Genomic DNA, 16,601 nt, shown 5'->3' with positions numbered 1-16,601 from the left:
GATGCTATTTTAAGGCAGAGACAGCATGACGGCTTTTACCGGGAGAACACAGTTAATGTTTGAATCTGTCCAGTTCTTAAAAAAAGAATGGAAGCGTTTACTTGTACTCACCTGTGGTGCCTATCTTGTTATAACCCTAGCTCTCCTGGCGGGGAAGGATGCATATGATCAGGGGTTTAAGAACCGAGTTGTTGAGCGCCATCAGTATCTGCTGAATCTTACCGAAAACCGTGTTCATCAGTTTGTGTTGCGTGTAGCTCTGGATGCACAGCAACTAAGTATTCTGCCGAGTGTGCGGCATTTCATATCAAGTCCCTCCAAAGCAAACCGGCTGGAAGTAGAAGATATTTTCCGCCGTGCGACGGATGTTGACAGTCGTTATGATCAGGTTCGAATTATTGACCTGTCAGGTCAAGAGCTTATCCGTATCAATGACTATCCCGATGGCGCACGTCCTGTTGCCATTGAACACCTGCAAAACAAGTATGACCGCTATTACGTTCAGGAAGGCTTGAAGCTAGCACCGGGCCAGATCTACCTGTCGCCATTAGATCTGAATGAAGAGCGGGGCGAGGTTGAACAACCCTATAAGCCGGTTATTCGTGCGGTCACGCTGCTTACCGATGAGCTTGACGCTCCTGTAGCTATGGTGGTGCTTAACTATAAAGCTGGTCATTTTCTGAACCGTTTTCGGGCACATTTTGAAGCCGGTGATCGGGGTATGCTGGTCAATAGTGATGGCTATTGGCTGTCAAATCACTTCAGAGAAAGCGAATGGGGTTGGCAGCTACACCGGCCTGATAAGATTATCGCGGCGTGGAATGCAGAGCTTTGGCAAAAGATGCAGCAGCAGTCAGACGGTGTTGTTGATGCTAATGATGAGCTGATTAGCTACCGTAAAATCAGGCCCGCAGAGTTTGATGAGTTCTCGGATGGGCGCTTTAACGCTGACCTGGGTTTAAAGCAGGATGTAAAAGTCCAATCATGGTTTTCTATGGTTCGGACCTCAAAAGATGAGTGGCTGGCCAATGCTTTTTACCACCATCTCAGCATAAAGCTTCTTATCGGTTTTATTTACTTTTCTGTATTTACGCTGGTTTGGTTTTTCTTAAAGCACCGAATTGCGAAGCAGATAAATGAACAGCAAAGAAGTATTTACACGGCAGAGTTGGAAGACCTTTATTACAACGCGCCAGTGGGTTATCTGACCTTTGATGCGACCAGCCTTATCACGAATGCCAACAATAAAACGTTGGAATACCTAGGCTATGATCGGGACGAGCTAGTCAACAAAAAGTGCCTGAGAGAGATGTTGTCAGATGCTTCGAAGGCCCAGCTTAATATGGCGATGTCGACGCACTATGTAGGTGATTTACGTCTGGATCTTCAGTGTAAAGATGGCCGCTGGCTGCCCGTTGCCAGTGCGATTTCATCCAAATTTCACGGCTCATCATTAACGATCAGCCGCTGTAGTGTGCAGGATATTAGCCTGCAGTTAGAACTGGAACAACGTTTGAAAGCGCTTGCTAATACAGATGCTTTAACAGGTGCCTATAACCGTCGATATGTTGAAAAGCTGTTTCTTCATGCTCTGGAAGAGTTGTCCCCTGAAAATGATAATCTGGCCATATTGATGCTGGATATTGATCACTTCAAAAATATCAATGATACCTACGGCCATAGTATCGGGGATGACGTTCTTGTTGCATTTACGCGGTTATGTCAGGAGTGTCTGGGGGATCAGGGCTACTTCTCACGCTTTGGTGGTGAAGAGTTTTTGGCGGTTTTACCCGGAATGGACCTGTCGGCTGCTGCCCTTTGTGCTGAGCATATAAGGGCTGAAACAGAGGCTTTGCGCATCAATAATAGTACAAGAGATAATATCGCTTTTACGGTATCGATTGGTGTTGCGGTTTATGACGACTCCGAAGCTGCGACATTAGATCAATTGGTTTACCGGGCGGATGAAGCACTTTACCGTGCTAAAAATTCGGGGCGCAATCAGGTTTGTGCGGAGTCGGTACGGCAGCCAAAACACTAAAGCCAGCGGCCCTGTAGCCCGCTATGCGATAAAAAGCTCTTAAAGACTGGAACAATTAAGTCATAAGGGGGCTCAACCATGTTTGTTGAGCCCCTCTGATCCGCAAGCTACTGAGTGCTTAGAAATCAATACCTTACGTTGTCACCTGTTCTGTTTACGAGGCTTTATCAGTCTTAGACAGCAGATATTGGGTCAGCAGAGGCACGGGGCGGCCTGTAGCGCCTTTCTCTTTTCCGCTATGCCAGGCTGTTCCTGCGATATCCAGGTGTGCCCAGCGGTAGTCTTCAGTAAAGCGGGACAGAAAGCAGGCTGCGGTGATAGTACCGGCAGGACGACCTCCAATATTAGCCATATCGGCGAAATTAGAATCTAGCTGTTGCTGATACTCTGCCCATAGCGGCATTTGCCAGGCTTTGTCGCTTGCGTCAATACCTGCGCTTAACAGTTCAGCGGCCAGGGTATCGTCATTGGACAAAAGCCCGGTTGCGTGATGGCCTAAACCAATAATGCAGGCTCCGGTTAAAGTAGCGATATCAACAACGGTTTCCGGGTTGTATTTGCCGATATACGTCAGAGCGTCGCAAAGAACCAGACGACCTTCAGCATCGGTATTTAAAATTTCGACGGTTTTACCGGACATCGTTGTGACGATATCCCCCGGCTTAGAGGCGTTACCGGCGGGCATATTCTCAACTGCAGCAACGACACCGACAACGTTGATGGCAGGCTTCAGCTGCTTCAACATCTGCATGGTGCCAAATACGCTGGCAGCGCCACACATGTCGTACTTCATCTCATCCATGCCTTCACCAGGTTTCAGGCTGATACCGCCGGAGTCAAAGGTAACGCCTTTGCCCACGAGAACATGAGGTTTGGCATCACCGTTACCCTTGTACTCCATGACCACAAGGCGTGGTGCTTCAACGCTGCCTTTTGCGACGGACAGTAGTGAATTCATGCCCAGCTCAGCCATCTGGTTTTCATCCAGAATGGTCAGGGATAGCTCGTCAAAATCTTTTGCCAGTGTTTCGGCCTGTTCCGCCAGGTAAACCGGTGTGCAGATGTTGCCCGGCAGATTGCCGAGTGTGCGTGTCAGGTTCATGCCTTCACCGGTTGCTGCACCGGTATCCAGTGCTTTCTGAACCGCCCCTTCTGCACCCGGTACAGACAAGGTGATGCTGTTCAGAGCGCTGGGGTCAGCCTGCTTGCTCTTCAGTTGGTCAAAAACATAGAGGGTGGTGACCGTGCTTTCAGCGAACTGGCGTGCTTTCCAGTTCAGGTCACGGGCTTTGAATTCAACATCTTCAAGGCTCAGGGCCAGAGATTTGATTTTGGTGTCTTTTACGGAGCTGATAATATTTTTGATAAGGGTACGGAATTTACCCTCTTTCAGCTCTTCAGCTTTGCCGGTGCCCACCAGCAGTAGTCGGCCTTTTAGTTCACCCGCTTCCGGCAGCAGTTGTGTCTGGCCAAATTTTCCGGTGAAGTCCCCTAGTTTTAAAATGCGGCTGATGGCATCACCGCTGGCTTTATCCAGCTGTTGCGCGTTGTTGCCAAGTGTTGCGTCTGCAGCGACAAATGCGATCTGGCAGTCAGCGGTTACTTCGGATAGTGCTTGAGTTGTAGCATTAAAGAACATAAAAACCCCACTTGAAATGATGACAGGCAAGACAAAAGCAGTCTGTTATTAGATAATTTGCCCGTTTGACTCAGTAGTATATGGTGACTGCTGATAGTTTACGCAATGCCTGTGGTAACCGAAAGTGATATGGACGTATCACCGAAGAGGTTATCGAATCTGACATAAGCACTTTGGCTTATCGTTTCATATCTTAGGAGCATCTTTTGATCCTGTTTCGCTATCTGGTCCGAGAGGTACTGCTGACGCTGACAGCGGTATCTGCCGTTTTGCTGCTGATTATTCTTGGCGGGCGGTTTATTGGTCTTTTTCAGGATGTTGCGGAAGGCTCCCTGTCTCTTGATTTTCTCTGGACGCTTCTTCTGTTGCAGTTTCCTTCGGTGCTGGAGTTGATTCTCCCTCTTGGTTTTTTTCTGTCTGTAATGCTGACCTATGGCCGGCTTTACCAGGAAAATGAGATGGGTGTTTTGATGGCTTGCGGTTTTTCACCCAATCGATTACTGAGCTATACCCTGATGACAGGCCTGCTTGTCGCATCTGTTGTCGCCAGTTTTAGCCTCTGGCTGACGCCCTGGAGTGAGTCCCGGGTTGCTCAGATTCTGGAGGAGCAGAAGCAGCGGGTCGATTTTTCCACGATTAAGCCAGGCCGCTTTCAGGAGTTCTCCGGCGGGCAGGTGGTTTATACGGAAGAGTTGACTGACTCAAATACCCGGATGCATACGGTATTTTTGTCGCAGGAGGTCACTGATGATGACGGGCAGAAACGAACCGCTGTTTTTAAAGCTGAGCAGGGCTATCAGTATCTGGATGCGACAACCGGCAGCCGTTACCTGGTTTTAGAGAATGGTTCCCGTACCGAGGGCCGGGCCGGGTTGGGGGATTTTTCATTATTGACGTTCGAGCGTTATGCCGTGCGTATGTCAGAAAGAAAAGCCACGACGATCTCTTATAAAGTCCGTCAGATGCCAACATCGGCTGTGTGGAACTCCGATAAAATTGAGCATCAGGCCGCTTTTCAATGGCGAATATCGTTACCCTTGATGGTGATTGTTGTGACCATGATTGCGGTACCTTTGAGTTATGTGCGCCCAAGACAGGGGCGCTTTGCGAAGCTTTTTCCTGCAATCTTTCTACATATTTTTTATCTGAGTGGTTTGATCTCTGTTCAGGGGATGATTGAGAAAGGAAAACTGGATCCTGCAGTTGGTTTATGGGTGGTACATGGTGTTTTCTTAATGATTGCAGCGTATCTGTTACTAAAAGAGCCCGTGGCTAATATGTTTAAGTCCTCAGGCCTGAGAGGGCAAGAGGTATGAAAACGCTGGACCGGTATATTGCTAAGAGTGTTTTTGCAGCGGTTCTGATTGTTCAGATGTTACTACTGGGTCTGGATATGATGTTGGCGCTGGTCAATGAGCTTGATAATCTGAATGACAGTTATCAACTTAGCAATGCACTTTATTATGTGATGTTGAGTGCTCCTCGTCGCTTTTATGATCTTGTACCCGTGGGGGTCATGGTCGGCGCCCTGATTGGCTTGGGCAGCCTCGCCAGTAATAATGAATTAGCTGTCATTCGGGCAGCAGGGGTTTCAATCACCCGAATTATCTGGTCTGTGATGAAGCCAATGCTGCTTATTATCATGGTAACGGCTTTTGTGGGTGAGTTTATCTCTCCGAAAACAGAGGTAGAGGCACAGAACTACCGCACGATGAAGCGTTGGGATACAACCAATGCAGCTGGGAAGTCGGGTGTATGGCTCAGGGATGGTAATGATTACTTTTATTTCAGATCGATCCGGACGGATGGCAAACTATCCGGAATACAGCGCCACAGCTTTGATGAAGCAGGTAAAAAGTTGCTTTCGATTACTTATGCCCAGTCCGGGCATTATGATTTTGATAAAAAAGGCTGGGTACTGGATCAGGCTGTAAAGGCAAACATTGGCACTCACCGGGTCGTAAATGAACAAATTCCTTCTATTTTCTGGAGCAGCGACCTAAAGCCGGAGCTGATGAAGGTTATTATTCTGGAACAGCGATATCTGGCACCGTCAGACTTGTGGCGATACTCCCAATACCTCAAGGATCAGGGGTTGAAGTCACATGAGCATGAGATGGCTTTCTGGCAGAAAGTGTTGCTGCCATTAACACTGTCATCGCTGGTTTTGGTTGCGGCATCCTTTGTGTTTGGTCCGCTACGATCAGCACCGGCAGGCACTCGTGTCTTCAGCGGCGTTATCGTTGGCCTGGCGGTGAAATATGTTCAGGATATTTTAGGCCCTGCCAGTGTTGTGTATGGTTTCGATCCTGTGTGGGCTGTACTGACACCGACAATAGGCTGCGCCTTGTATGGGGTTTTTCTTATTCGAAGAACCGGTTAGAGGCAGTTTAGTTTTATTCTTTTAATGCATATTAAGGCTGAGAAATGACAACAAATGGTCGCCCGTTTCCAAAACAGACTTATACCCGCCCGGCGGGACTGGTTCGCCGATTAGGGGCGATGATGTACGATTTTCTGATCATTGTTGCTATCTGGATGCTGCTGGGCTTTGCCCGACTGCCCTTCTTAGCGGAAGGGGTTGATGCGATGAATGATCATGCAGGGCCGGGTTTCCAGAGTGTTTTGTTTCTGGTGACCTTTGGTTTTTTCACCTTCTTCTGGCGTCGCACCGGTCAGACCTTAGGTATGCAGGCGTGGCGTATCCGCATCCAGAACAGTGATGGTCGACCGATCTCTCTGACTCAGTCTCTGATACGCTTTTTCTGTGGTGCTTTTTCCCTGAGCTGTTTGGGACTGGGGCATTTCTGGATGCTGTTTTCCCGTTCGAAAAAGGCCTGGCCAGATAGTCTCTCGGAATCAGAGGTGGTCTATGTTCCTTCTGATAAAGAGATCGCACGCCTGAATACTACTGATGCTGATAAGGCTGTTACTGCAGAGCCGGCTGATAAAGAAAACCGCAAGCAAGGCAAAAAAAAGAACTAAGCACTCCTGCTTAGTGCTCCGTCATGTTTAATCTGGACTCTTCTTATCCCTTACCTTGCTGTCGTTAGCTGTTGGCCTGAATCCAGGCTTTCAGCTGAGCGGGCTGCATGACGCCTGACTGTCGGGCAACCTCCTTTCCACCTTTAAAGATCGCTAATGTCGGAATGCTTCGGATGCCAAACTGAGCACCCAGTTGCTGCTCCTGCTCAGTATTTACTTTCGCCATTCTGACATTAGGCTCAAGCTCGGATGCCATTTGAGAGAACATCGGCCCCATCATTTGGCAAGGGCCGCACCAGGGTGCCCAGAAATCCACAACAACCGGCAAGTCAGAGTTGGCAATCACTTTAGCCATTGTTGATTGAGTCAGATTTTGTGGCTCTCCGGTAAACAAAGCTTGCTTACATTTACCACAATTGGGCTTATCAGCCAGCCTGTTATCAGGGATGCGGTTCACGGCACTGCAGTGAGGACAGACAACGTGAGATATTGGTTGCTCAGACATGATGATTTCCATTGCTAAGATTTGTTAGTTAAATCTTATATAAGGGCGGTCAAAGGGTTTTCAACCGCCGCAATTGTATAGCCTGAAGCCTAGCTGTTTTTTAAGAGAAGTGCTTTTTCTAGAAGCTCCAGAATCTTTGAACACTGCCGGTAATCGAGAATTAGCAGAGCCTGGTCTGAAGCCAATACAGACGACTGGGCTGCCAGTTTTTCCTGAGCAGCAAATAGCTCTGATGGCTGTAGGCCATAACCTTCAGTTAACCTGTGTTGGCGAAAGATTGCAAAGTGCAGGGATGGAAGGCGCTGCTGGTCAGGTAGTGACTGTTTTCCAACCCGTGCGAAACTGCGGGCTGGCTGCAGATTTAATCCGTCCCCCAGGGGTAGGTCAGTCAGAGGGGTTAGTAGCAGATTATTAATCAGGCTGCCCTGGTTAAGTTTTTGCTTCAGCCAGAAAGTCAGATTCAGCAGGCGTTGTTGTTTCAGCTCTTCTGTCGTAAGTAGCTGCCAGTGGAGTCTGGTGAGGTGGTCAAGGGGGCTGGCGAAGTAGAGCCAGTCCTGCACGCTGTCCTTCTGTTCCGTTGGAATGCTTGTCAGGCTGCGGGCAGACAGGTGACGATGCAGTGCATGGCTATCAGGTCCGGTATAGGACGTGTGCAGGGAAAGCTGATAACTCCAGACCTGGTTTTTCCATTCACGGCTCACCGCAAAAGGAATATTGGTTTTCAACTGCTGAGCAAGAAAGCGTGATGGTGGAATCGGTAGTCGTTGGCGCGCGCTGTCAGAAGTCGATTCGGAGCGGTTGTCGGATGAGTAAGAACCGAAGAGTTTTACGGCGCTTTGAAGCGGTAGTCGGCAGAGGTTGCCAAAGCAGTCGCCCAGGTCAAAGAGGGCAGAGGTCAGATATGATGGTGATGCAAATTCAAACGGATTAGCAGACGGATTCTGAGGCAGCATGATGATGTTCCTGATTCTGAAGCAAGGGTTCTGGTCGCGATAGGTTATCTGCAGTGGTGGTCATAATATTGCGCATCATAGGTTTGGTCGTCATGGTCTTAATAATGAATGTTTTCATAGTGAGTATCTCTTTAGATTAGCGTTGGTTAATAAATGGTAATAAATCGGCTTGGACCGTCTACCTATAGATAGCATGGCTGATGGTTGATCACAATAAGGTGACAGGTTGATGTCTATGAAAAATGCATCGGGCATCGACCTTGATAGGTTCCACCTATTGTTATGATATGAAAGTTATATTTTATCGATTAAAAGAGGGGCGATATAGTGATCCCATCAAAGACAGCGGTGAAACCGACTGTTAACCTGAATACTGTCAAACATATACCAGAGGGCTTTCAGCCCACCATAACCGATATCTGAAAGCCGGACGTTGGTTTATCTGAATTGAAGGGGATATATACCATGTTAGAGAATCGTGAAGGCCAGAAGGTTCCACAGGTTGTTTTTAATACACGCGTTGATAATGAGTGGGTTCAGTTAACAACGGATGACCTGTTCAAAGGTAAAAATATTATTCTGTTTGCTTTGCCGGGTGCTTTTACCCCAACCTGCTCCAGTACTCACCTGCCACGTTATAATGAGCTGGCTCCGGTCTTTAAGTCCCAGGGTATTGACGACATTATCTGCCTGTCAGTGAATGATCCGTTTGTAATGGATGCTTGGGCTGGCGATCAGAATGCTGAGAATATCACTATGTTGCCGGATGGTAATGGTGATTTCAGCCGAGGCATGGGAATGTTGGTTAATAAAGCTGATCTGGGCTTCGGTGATCGTAGCTGGCGCTACTCTATGCTGGTTCGTGATGGTGTTGTTGAGAAAATGTTCATTGAGCCAGATGTGCCGGGTGACCCGTTTGAAGTTTCTGATGCCGACACCATGCTGAACTATCTTGCACCGGATGCTGCGGCGCCTAAGCGTGTGACTTTGATTGGTAAGCCAGGCTGCAGCCACTGTACTCGTGCAAAGAATGCGCTTAAAGCGCAAGGCATGAAGTTTGAAGAGATCACCGTTGGTAGCCATGGTATTAGTCTGGCAACTCTGAATGCGATATCAGGTCAGGGAACGACGCCTCAGATCTTTATTGAGGGTGAGCATATTGGTGGTGCTGATGAACTGGAAGCCTGGTTAAGCCAGCAGGCTTAAGGGTGATTAATCAGCGTTCGGTTTATTGACGTTTAAACCGGTCGTTGAGCACAGAATAGAGCTGTCAGGGTTGACCGTAAGGTGACTCTGACGGCTTTTTTTTTACCTGCGTATAAGGCGCTATTTGCTAAATAGTTCTCAAATGATACGTGTTATAAAGGTGCCGGCAGTTTGGAGAGGAACAGGCGCTATCCCCGGAAGATAATGCTTTGAAATACGTGTCTACCTTCTGATTGATTGGATTTCTGGATTGTGTCTAAATGTCGATAAGTTGCAGATAAAACTATCTATTTAGACTAAATGTGTAGCTTTTTTCTGCAATTATTTCTAAATATAGAATTAAATGCTGCTAAAATTCCTGCCTCGTAAAATAGCTTAGCAACCTTCTGTTGCAGGCAAAACCTGACTCGATAGTAAGTGAGAAAACACCATGTCAGCTAACGCCAGAATTCTCTGTCCGACTTTGAAACAGCGCCTGATGTCTGCCGAGAAGGCTGCAGAGCTGATACCCGCCGGTGCTAATGTTGGCATGAGTGGCTTTACCGGTGCCGGCTACCCGAAAGCCGTGCCCGGGGCTCTGGCTGAGCGTATCCGCAAGCTGAACGCCTGTGAAGGCAGTGAGCCCTTTCGTATCAATGTTTGGACAGGTGCTTCCACTGCGCCTGAGCTGGATGGTGTTCTGGCTGAGGTTGATGGTATTGAGATGCGCCTTCCCTTTCAGAGCGACCCGATTTGTCGGCAACGCATCAACAACGGGACTATGGATTATGTGGATCTGCATCTGTCTGAAGTTTCCCAGTACGCCTGGTCCGGGTTTCTCGGCAAGATGGATATTGCACTGATTGAAGTGGCAGGTATCCGCGAAGATGGCAGTCTGATTCCTTCCTCCTCCATCGGTAATAACAAAACCTGGATTGAGCAGGCAGATAAGATCATTCTGGAAGTTAACAGCCAACAGAATATCAAGCTGGAAGGGATGCATGATGTTTACTACGGCACAGCTCTTCCGCCACATCGAAAACCCATTATGCTGACGGACCCTTCAGACCGTATCGGAGAGTTTTATTTTGAATGCCCTCCGGAAAAGGTGATTGCGGTGGTTGAAAGTAATGCTGCCGACCGTAACTCTCCATTCAAAGCCTCGGATGAGACTTCTCAGAAGATTGCTCAGCATATTCTAGATTTTTTCGAGCGTGAAATTGAACTGGGTCGCCTGCCAAAAGAGCTGCTGCCGATTCAGTCCGGTGTCGGTAATATTCCAAATGCGGTTCTTGAGGGATTGGATGCTGGGCCGTTTAAAAACCTGACAGCTTTTACTGAAGTGATTCAGGATGGCATGTTGAAAATGCTGAAATCAGGCACCTTGAGTGTGGCATCTGCGACGGCTTTTTCGCTGAGTCCTGAGGGCATTAAAGAGTTTGATGAGAATATTGATCTTTATCGGGACAAGATCATTCTGCGTCAGCAGGATATCAGCAATCATCCTGAGCTGGCGCGCCGTCTCGGGATTATCGCCATGAACGGTATGATCGAGTGCGATATATACGGTAACGTTAATTCTACCCATATTATGGGTACCCGTATGATGAATGGTATTGGGGGTTCCGGCGACTTTGCCCGAAACGGTTATCTGTCGATTTTTGTCTCGCCATCTATAGCCAAAGACGGTGCGATCTCCTCAATTGTTCCTATGGTTTCCCACGTGGATCATACGGAACATGATGTCAAAGTGATCGTGACTGAGCAGGGGTTGGCTGATTTACGTGGATTGTCACCCCGCCAGCGGGCCCGGGAGATTATTAAAAATTGTGCTCATCCGGATTTCCGTCCGGCATTGCATGACTACTTCGAGCGGGCGTTGCATTCAGGGAGAGGTATGCACACACCTCATCTTTTAGGTGAGGCTCTGAGCTGGCACCAACGTTACGAAGAAGAGGGGCAGATGTAACCTGTCCCTAATAAGACAAACTCACCGCTGCCTGAATAAAAAGCCGTTCTGTTAAAAGAGAACGGCTTTTTTATTGGACTTTTTGACGAGACCTGCAGGATTTTAACTATCCTGGCCCATCAGCAGGCCGATGGCATTGCTCAGGGCTTCACTGCGCTCTGGGTCTCTGAATTGAGCAATTATCAGTGTACGCAGGCCGGGAACAAATATCAGATCCCTGACGATTTTAACAAAGGCCTGGTCACCGGCAGAGCAGATGGCCAGCTTTTCAAGATAAGGCTTTAGCAGTGCCGGGCTTTCCAATGACTCCCAGGCGCGGGCAGCAATGACCGTCAGTATCTCAATATCCTCACTATGACTGCTTTCCAGCACGTTTCGGATTAGTCCGTCACGAAGGCCCTTAGCCTGACTGTGGCCCACTCCCCGAATCGCTGCGGCCAGGGTCAGTCGGTCGGCTTCAGGATCAGCAATCAGTTGTTCCGCCCTCTCACAAATGGCTGCGGCCAGTTTATGATCAATGGCTTCGTTTTCCAGGCAGCGACAAAGTGCACTGAAGGGGATATCCGGGAAAGATTCGATGTGTTTCGTCAGGTCACCGGCGTTATCCTGCTTTTCCAGACGAACGGTAAAGTCTGCAATACCCTGAAGGCCAACATCTTCCCAGTTGTCCATTTCCCGCTGGCCGGTGAAATATTCTTCCGCCTGATCGTGGAAGCGGGAAGCGGGCTGACCCAATGCCAGCTTGGCTTTGGCATTAAATATGGCGATTCTTTCCTGATCAGGTGTGAAGGCCAGAGGGTTGTCCTTCATCAGGTTCTGGGCCTGCTGATTCTCCTCGTCTGACAGGTCTTTCGCGTTCTGGCCGATGGTCTCCAGCAGGCGCTTTAGAAAGTCATCCCGGGCCGCCTGAATAATAAAGCCCTGTTCATCCAGCGGGAATTGCAGAAACCAGATAAAGTGTTGCTCAGGAGCCTGTGGATACCAGAAAAGGACACCTAGTCGTGCGTGGTACATGTAAGGCTGCGGATAAGGTATCTCGCATTGCTCAAATCGAGAAAAGGTATTAGCAGACACCAGGGATACCCGTCGTCCCATATCGAAGACACGAAGATTTGCCCCGGTTTTTTCGAGAAAGTCGGTGAGGGTTGTGATGTCAGACATAGAGCTTCCTGTTTTGCCAAGCTGAAGACAGTTTCAATTGTGCGGGTTTTCAGAGGTTGCAGAGATTACTGCTTTTAAGCTTGTTGTGCCAGTAGAGGCTACATAAGCAGGAGAATAGAGTTTCTTTTTTGATCAAAAAATAGACAGTTTTCTACAAGTGCGATGCAGCCTTGTACCGCATGAGTTGTCCCATAATTATCCACAGCTGTTTACCGGATACTTGTGTATAGCTGCTCCGTTTTGCCATATATCTGTTTCAGGGGGATGGTTTACTATTATTTGACCTCTTTTTTCTTGAAAAGCGAATCAAAACAGCTGGTTAAGGTGTTTTTATATCCAGTGTTTTGTATGTTGCTGTTGGTAATAGACGAATTTATCATGCTCTTCAGGGCCGTGCATTTAGCGGAAATAACAGTATACTCCCGTTAAAGTCCCAGCCTATTCAGGTTTTATCCACAGCTTTATGCTTCTGGTTGAAGTATCAGGGTTTTCCACAGACTGATAGCAAGAAACAAGTGCCATCAGGGATGTAACAGACCAGGTTAAAGCTCAAAGAGACGAGCCCCAATGACTTTATCGGATAACCGCTACCATCTACGCATTATCCTGCATGGTAAAGAAGCTCAGAATGTTGCTTTACGCGATGCAGTACGCTTGCTTCGGGATCATCGTTATAAAATTGATGTACGTGTCACCTGGGAAGAAGGCGATGCTCGCAGATTGGCCTGTGAAGCCCGTCAGCTAGGGGTGGATATTGTCGTCGCCGCCGGCGGGGACGGAACGCTCAACGAAGTGGTTAATGGTTTGATGGCGGCGGACTCTAGGCTTGAGATGCCCTCTTTAGGTGTTATCCCTCTCGGAACGGCCAATGATTTTGCCGTAAGCTGCCGAATTCCTTTAGCTCCTCTGGAGGCGTTGATGCTGATTACTGAGGTCGGTCCGGTCGCTGTGGATCTGGCACGGGTGAATCAGCGTTATTATCTGAATATGGCGTCCGGTGGTTTTGGTGCTCAGATAACGACAGCGACACCGGATGAGTTGAAGCGTGCCTTGGGGAGTCTGGCTTATCTGCTGACCGGGATGAGTAAGTTCACCAGCATTGCTGCTGTTGAAGGTCAGATTACCGCACCTGACTTCAGCTGGCATGGTCAGTTTATGGTGCTCGGGGTTGGCAATGGCAGGCAGGCCGGAGGAGGTCACGAACTTTGTCCGGAGGCTTTACTGGATGATGGGTTGCTGGATCTTAATCTGTTACCAAAGGCAGATCAGCAGACACTGACGGATACTCTGCAGTATTTTATGCTGGATAATGGTTCCGTTATGCAGGATCAGATGATTCATCGGCGGGTTCCCTGGCTTGAAATTGAAGCTGAGCAAAGCATGAATATCAATATCGACGGGGAGCCGGTTTCTGGCCGTCATTTGAGGTTTGAAGCTGTCCCCGGTGCTTTAAAAATGCACTTACCCCGAACAGCACCTCTGCTTACAGGTAATACAGAATCGGAGTAAGTTAGGGTGTCATAAAGCTGGCTTGGGCCAGCTTTATTAAGATTGATAGCTAGGTCAGGCTTTTTCTTTATCTATTTTGTCGTTGATAAAAGCAATTGCGTTATCAACGGCTTCTTTTACCTGTTTAGACATCATAATATGATCTTCATCTTCGAGGTAGAATCCCATATCGACCTCAAAACGGAAATATTGAGGTGGTAAGTTATTCAGTGCCACACAGGCGATATCCTCGGCGTAGCCTTGCTCGTAGCCTGATATAAGACCCCGTTCGGTTAGGTCTTCCAGTACCAGTTTTTCATAGTAATTTTGTACGTTCTGAAGCAGCATAATGTTTCTCCAGTAATCAGAGTTATCTTACCTCTGTTCATTATATTCTTTAGCTGACGAATACTCTTGTACTACTTAGTCTAACCACTATAGATCAGGGATTCAGCCTGTTCGATCTGATCCGTCATCCCCTGAAGAATCAAGGTGTCGCCACTGGTAAGCCGGATGTTGGCCTCCGGCTGCTCAATATCCTCATTTCTGCGATGAATACGCAGAACCTGAACCTGACAGCTGCTTAATTTAATTTCTTCTATGGTCTTGCCGTGAGCGTAACAGCTGTTACTGATTTTTACCGGATGAAGGCGGACTCTTGGGTTCCCTTGCTTATCAAGAAGTTGGGAAAGGCTGCCATGGAAGTATCCATGAAGCAGCTGGTAGCGTTGTTCTCTGGCGGTCTGAACCATACGGGCTATACGGCGAAAAGGAATGTGCATTTGGGTCATCACATGAGTTACCAGCATAAGGCTGCCTTCCAGTGCCTCCGGAATGACTTCGGTAGCACCCGCCTGCTTCAGGTCCTCCAGGTGAGAGTCATCCCGGGTACGTACTACCACAGGGATCTGATAATCCATAGCGCGAACACTACGGAGAATCGACAGGGTTTGCTCATATTCATTGACGGTGATAACCACAAGGCTTGCGCGGCGCAAGCCTGCAGCCTCAAGAACCTTGCGGCTGGCTGAGTCGCCAAAGAAAATATTCTCACCACCACCTGTGGCTTCCTGTACCCGGATGGGGTCGTTATCAAGAGCCAGAATGGGAAGGTTTTCTTTGCCCATAAAGCGAGCGACCGTTTGCCCAACGCGACCAAAGCCACAAACAATAATATGTTTGTTTAACTCAGAGGTTGCCTCTGCAAGTTCTTCCGAATTGTGGGGCGGTGGTTCCTCATAAGGCTTATTGGGGATAAGACGCTGACAGATATCGGCGTTATAGCGGATAAGAAACGGTGTGACGGCAATGGAGAATACGATAATGGCGACGACCAGGCTGGCGGTTTTAGCTTCTAACAGCCCGTTAGTTAAGGCCAATGTCAGCAGCGCGAAACCGAATTCGCCACCCTGGGCTAATATAAGTCCGGTACGAATGGCAGATGATTTGTTTTTACCTAATAGCTGAGCCAACAGACCGATGAGAAAGGCTTTGGAAAGTACCAGGCCTATGCTGCCGAGTATGACCCAGTGCAGATTGCTGATCAGAATCTGATAATTAAGCTGCATACCTACGGTAACAAAGAACAGCCCCAACAGAATATCTCTGAATGGGCGGATATCGGCTTCAATCTGATGCTTAAAGTGGCTTTCACCTAGCATCATGCCAGCCAGAAAAGCACCTAACGCCATGGATAATTCCAGAGCGTGGGTGATCCAGGCCGCTGTCAGAGCGACCAAGAGTACTGTCATGACAAAAAGCTCTTCCGAGCGGGTTTTACTGATCTCATGAAATATAAAAGGCATCAGCCACTTGCCTATAGCAAGCATCACAATGAAGAGGGCAACACCTTTCAGTAGAATAAGGCCAATAGCAAACGAGAAGCTGTTATCACTGGTTCCGGCTAAGGCAGGGATCATGATAAGAAAGATAACGGCAGCCAGATCCTGGAACAGCAGTATTCCAATAGCCGAGTGGCCATGGCTGCTGTTGAGTTCGTTCCAGCGGGTCAGTTCCTGGGTGACAATAGCCGTTGAAGACAGGCCTAGTGCTCCGGCTACAATAAGTGATGTTTCTGAACTGAACCCCAGCATAAAGTGGAGAACGGACCAGAAAAAGAGGCTGCATAGAATAACCTGGCTGCTGCCCAGGCCGAACACGGTTTTACGCAGGGCATTCATTTTGCCTAAAGAGAACTCAAGGCCGAGGGAAAAGAGCAGGAAAACCAGGCCAAACTCTGACAGAAAACTCAGATCATCAGGGTTGGGGATCAATTGAAATGCATAGGGGCCAATTAAAAGGCCTACGACCAGATAGCCGAGAACAGGGGGTAAGCGTAATCTGCGCAACAGTGCTGTGGATATAACGGAGCCACCCAGAATAATCATCACCTGGTTGAAATAATCAGTGTTTTCTAGCATCGGTGTCCCCAGGCGTCAGCCCTTATTTTTGTTTTAGTTTTTAGTATTAATGCTTTGTATTTTGAGATTAACACTGTACAGCTAAAATGAAATACAGCGTTTTGATGGTCTACCTACTCAGTCCTCTGTGTGATGTCTGGCAGGCGCTGGATTTCTATAGCTGGAGTTGCGGTCAATTGAACCTATGATGCCAGCCTGATATTTTTTATGTCTTTCGGTGAGGTGATACGCAATGGATGTTAATGCTAGTATGTC

14 protein-coding genes are annotated in these 16,601 nt (G+C 48.1%); 7 read left to right on the top strand and 7 right to left on the bottom strand.

Annotation, left to right across the window (positions count from 1 at the left end; all coding sequences use genetic code 11):
- Window positions 1–55: 55 nt before the first annotated feature.
- Window positions 56–2,041, top strand: a complete 1,986-nt coding sequence (locus ACN0R8_RS04255; RefSeq protein ID WP_417595407.1) for a diguanylate cyclase — start codon at window positions 56–58, stop codon at window positions 2,039–2,041.
- 154 nt (window positions 2,042–2,195) lie between these two features.
- On the opposite strand, the gene ACN0R8_RS04250 is transcribed toward ACN0R8_RS04255, so the two are convergent.
- Window positions 2,196–3,680 (bottom strand): leucyl aminopeptidase, encoded by a 1,485-nt coding sequence (locus tag ACN0R8_RS04250; protein WP_417595405.1) that lies wholly within the window; start codon window positions 3,678–3,680, stop codon window positions 2,196–2,198.
- Between the two features lie 206 nt (window positions 3,681–3,886).
- Here ACN0R8_RS04250 and lptF point away from each other — a divergent pair, with 206 nt between their 5' ends.
- The 3 genes from lptF to ACN0R8_RS04235 are packed head-to-tail and all read left to right on the top strand — an operon-like array spanning window position 3,887 to window position 6,665.
- Window positions 3,887–4,996, top strand: coding sequence for an LPS export ABC transporter permease LptF (gene lptF, locus ACN0R8_RS04245; RefSeq protein ID WP_417595403.1), 1,110 nt, complete (start codon window positions 3,887–3,889; stop codon window positions 4,994–4,996).
- The gene (lptG, locus tag ACN0R8_RS04240) at window positions 4,993–6,063 is read left to right on the top strand and encodes an LPS export ABC transporter permease LptG (RefSeq protein WP_417595401.1); all 1,071 of its coding nucleotides are present in this window, start codon (window positions 4,993–4,995) and stop codon (window positions 6,061–6,063) included. The genes lptF and lptG overlap by 4 nt, the downstream gene beginning before the upstream one ends.
- A 44-nt stretch (window positions 6,064–6,107) precedes the next feature.
- Window positions 6,108–6,665: an RDD family protein gene (locus tag ACN0R8_RS04235; RefSeq protein ID WP_417595399.1), complete on the top strand. Its 558-nt coding sequence runs from the start codon at window positions 6,108–6,110 to the stop codon at window positions 6,663–6,665.
- Between the two features lie 64 nt (window positions 6,666–6,729).
- On the opposite strand, the gene trxC is transcribed toward ACN0R8_RS04235, so the two are convergent.
- The 3 genes from trxC to ACN0R8_RS04220 all read right to left on the bottom strand — a co-directional run bounded on the left by trxC (window position 6,730) and on the right by ACN0R8_RS04220 (window position 8,241).
- The gene (trxC, locus tag ACN0R8_RS04230; protein WP_417595397.1) at window positions 6,730–7,170 is read right to left on the bottom strand and encodes a thioredoxin TrxC; all 441 of its coding nucleotides are present in this window, start codon (window positions 7,168–7,170) and stop codon (window positions 6,730–6,732) included.
- A gap of 89 nt (window positions 7,171–7,259) precedes the next feature.
- Window positions 7,260–8,123, bottom strand: coding sequence for a hypothetical protein (locus ACN0R8_RS04225; protein ID WP_417595395.1), 864 nt, complete (start codon window positions 8,121–8,123; stop codon window positions 7,260–7,262).
- Complete coding sequence (locus ACN0R8_RS04220) at window positions 8,098–8,241, bottom strand: hypothetical protein (RefSeq protein WP_417595393.1); 144 nt, start codon at window positions 8,239–8,241, stop codon at window positions 8,098–8,100. The genes ACN0R8_RS04225 and ACN0R8_RS04220 overlap by 26 nt, the downstream gene beginning before the upstream one ends.
- Window positions 8,242–8,588: 347 nt before the next feature.
- On the opposite strand from ACN0R8_RS04220, the gene ACN0R8_RS04215 reads away from it, so the two are divergent.
- Both ACN0R8_RS04215 and ACN0R8_RS04210 read left to right on the top strand, forming a co-directional pair.
- Window positions 8,589–9,329 carry a glutathione peroxidase gene (locus ACN0R8_RS04215; RefSeq protein WP_417595391.1) on the top strand — a complete coding sequence of 247 codons (741 nt, stop codon included), beginning with the start codon at window positions 8,589–8,591 and terminating at the stop codon, window positions 9,327–9,329.
- Between the two features lie 430 nt (window positions 9,330–9,759).
- Window positions 9,760–11,277, top strand: coding sequence for an acetyl-CoA hydrolase/transferase family protein (locus tag ACN0R8_RS04210; protein WP_417595389.1), 1,518 nt, complete (start codon window positions 9,760–9,762; stop codon window positions 11,275–11,277).
- Between the two features lie 102 nt (window positions 11,278–11,379).
- Here the strand turns inward: ACN0R8_RS04210 and ACN0R8_RS04205 are convergent, their stop codons facing one another.
- The gene (locus ACN0R8_RS04205; RefSeq protein ID WP_417595387.1) at window positions 11,380–12,438 is read right to left on the bottom strand and encodes a DUF3549 family protein; all 1,059 of its coding nucleotides are present in this window, start codon (window positions 12,436–12,438) and stop codon (window positions 11,380–11,382) included.
- 567 nt (window positions 12,439–13,005) lie between these two features.
- Here ACN0R8_RS04205 and yegS point away from each other — a divergent pair.
- Window positions 13,006–13,947 carry a lipid kinase YegS gene (yegS, locus tag ACN0R8_RS04200; RefSeq protein WP_417595385.1) on the top strand — a complete coding sequence of 314 codons (942 nt, stop codon included), beginning with the start codon at window positions 13,006–13,008 and terminating at the stop codon, window positions 13,945–13,947.
- Window positions 13,948–14,001: 54 nt separating this feature from the next.
- Here the strand turns inward: yegS and ACN0R8_RS04195 are convergent, their stop codons facing one another.
- Window positions 14,002–14,274, bottom strand: coding sequence for a late competence development ComFB family protein (locus ACN0R8_RS04195; RefSeq protein WP_417595383.1), 273 nt, complete (start codon window positions 14,272–14,274; stop codon window positions 14,002–14,004).
- A gap of 80 nt (window positions 14,275–14,354) precedes the next feature.
- Entirely contained in the window at window positions 14,355–16,346 is a 1,992-nt protein-coding gene (locus tag ACN0R8_RS04190; RefSeq protein WP_417595381.1) for a monovalent cation:proton antiporter-2 (CPA2) family protein, read from the bottom strand.
- Between the last annotated feature and the right edge of the window lie 255 nt (window positions 16,347–16,601).

This window comes from Oceanospirillum sp., from assembly GCF_048265165.1.
In the GTDB taxonomy this organism is placed as follows: domain Bacteria; phylum Pseudomonadota; class Gammaproteobacteria; order Pseudomonadales; family Halomonadaceae; genus Oceanospirillum.
The sequence above is the reverse complement of the archived record's forward strand: the minus strand, read 5'-3'. Positions and strand labels throughout refer to the sequence as shown.

Coding starts and splice junctions, on each gene's coding strand:
- ACN0R8_RS04255 (WP_417595407.1), top strand. CDS start 56: ATGTTTGAATCTGTCCAGTTCTTAAAAAAAGAATGGAAGCGTTTACTT.
- ACN0R8_RS04250 (WP_417595405.1), bottom strand. CDS start 3,680: ATGTTCTTTAATGCTACAACTCAAGCACTATCCGAAGTAACCGCTGAC.
- lptG (WP_417595401.1), top strand. CDS start 4,993: ATGAAAACGCTGGACCGGTATATTGCTAAGAGTGTTTTTGCAGCGGTT.
- ACN0R8_RS04235 (WP_417595399.1), top strand. CDS start 6,108: ATGACAACAAATGGTCGCCCGTTTCCAAAACAGACTTATACCCGCCCG.
- trxC (WP_417595397.1), bottom strand. CDS start 7,170: ATGTCTGAGCAACCAATATCTCACGTTGTCTGTCCTCACTGCAGTGCC.
- ACN0R8_RS04225 (WP_417595395.1), bottom strand. CDS start 8,123: ATGCTGCCTCAGAATCCGTCTGCTAATCCGTTTGAATTTGCATCACCA.
- ACN0R8_RS04220 (WP_417595393.1), bottom strand. CDS start 8,241: ATGAAAACATTCATTATTAAGACCATGACGACCAAACCTATGATGCGC.
- ACN0R8_RS04215 (WP_417595391.1), top strand. CDS start 8,589: ATGTTAGAGAATCGTGAAGGCCAGAAGGTTCCACAGGTTGTTTTTAAT.
- ACN0R8_RS04210 (WP_417595389.1), top strand. CDS start 9,760: ATGTCAGCTAACGCCAGAATTCTCTGTCCGACTTTGAAACAGCGCCTG.
- ACN0R8_RS04205 (WP_417595387.1), bottom strand. CDS start 12,438: ATGTCTGACATCACAACCCTCACCGACTTTCTCGAAAAAACCGGGGCA.
- yegS (WP_417595385.1), top strand. CDS start 13,006: ATGACTTTATCGGATAACCGCTACCATCTACGCATTATCCTGCATGGT.
- ACN0R8_RS04195 (WP_417595383.1), bottom strand. CDS start 14,274: ATGCTGCTTCAGAACGTACAAAATTACTATGAAAAACTGGTACTGGAA.
- ACN0R8_RS04190 (WP_417595381.1), bottom strand. CDS start 16,346: ATGCTAGAAAACACTGATTATTTCAACCAGGTGATGATTATTCTGGGT.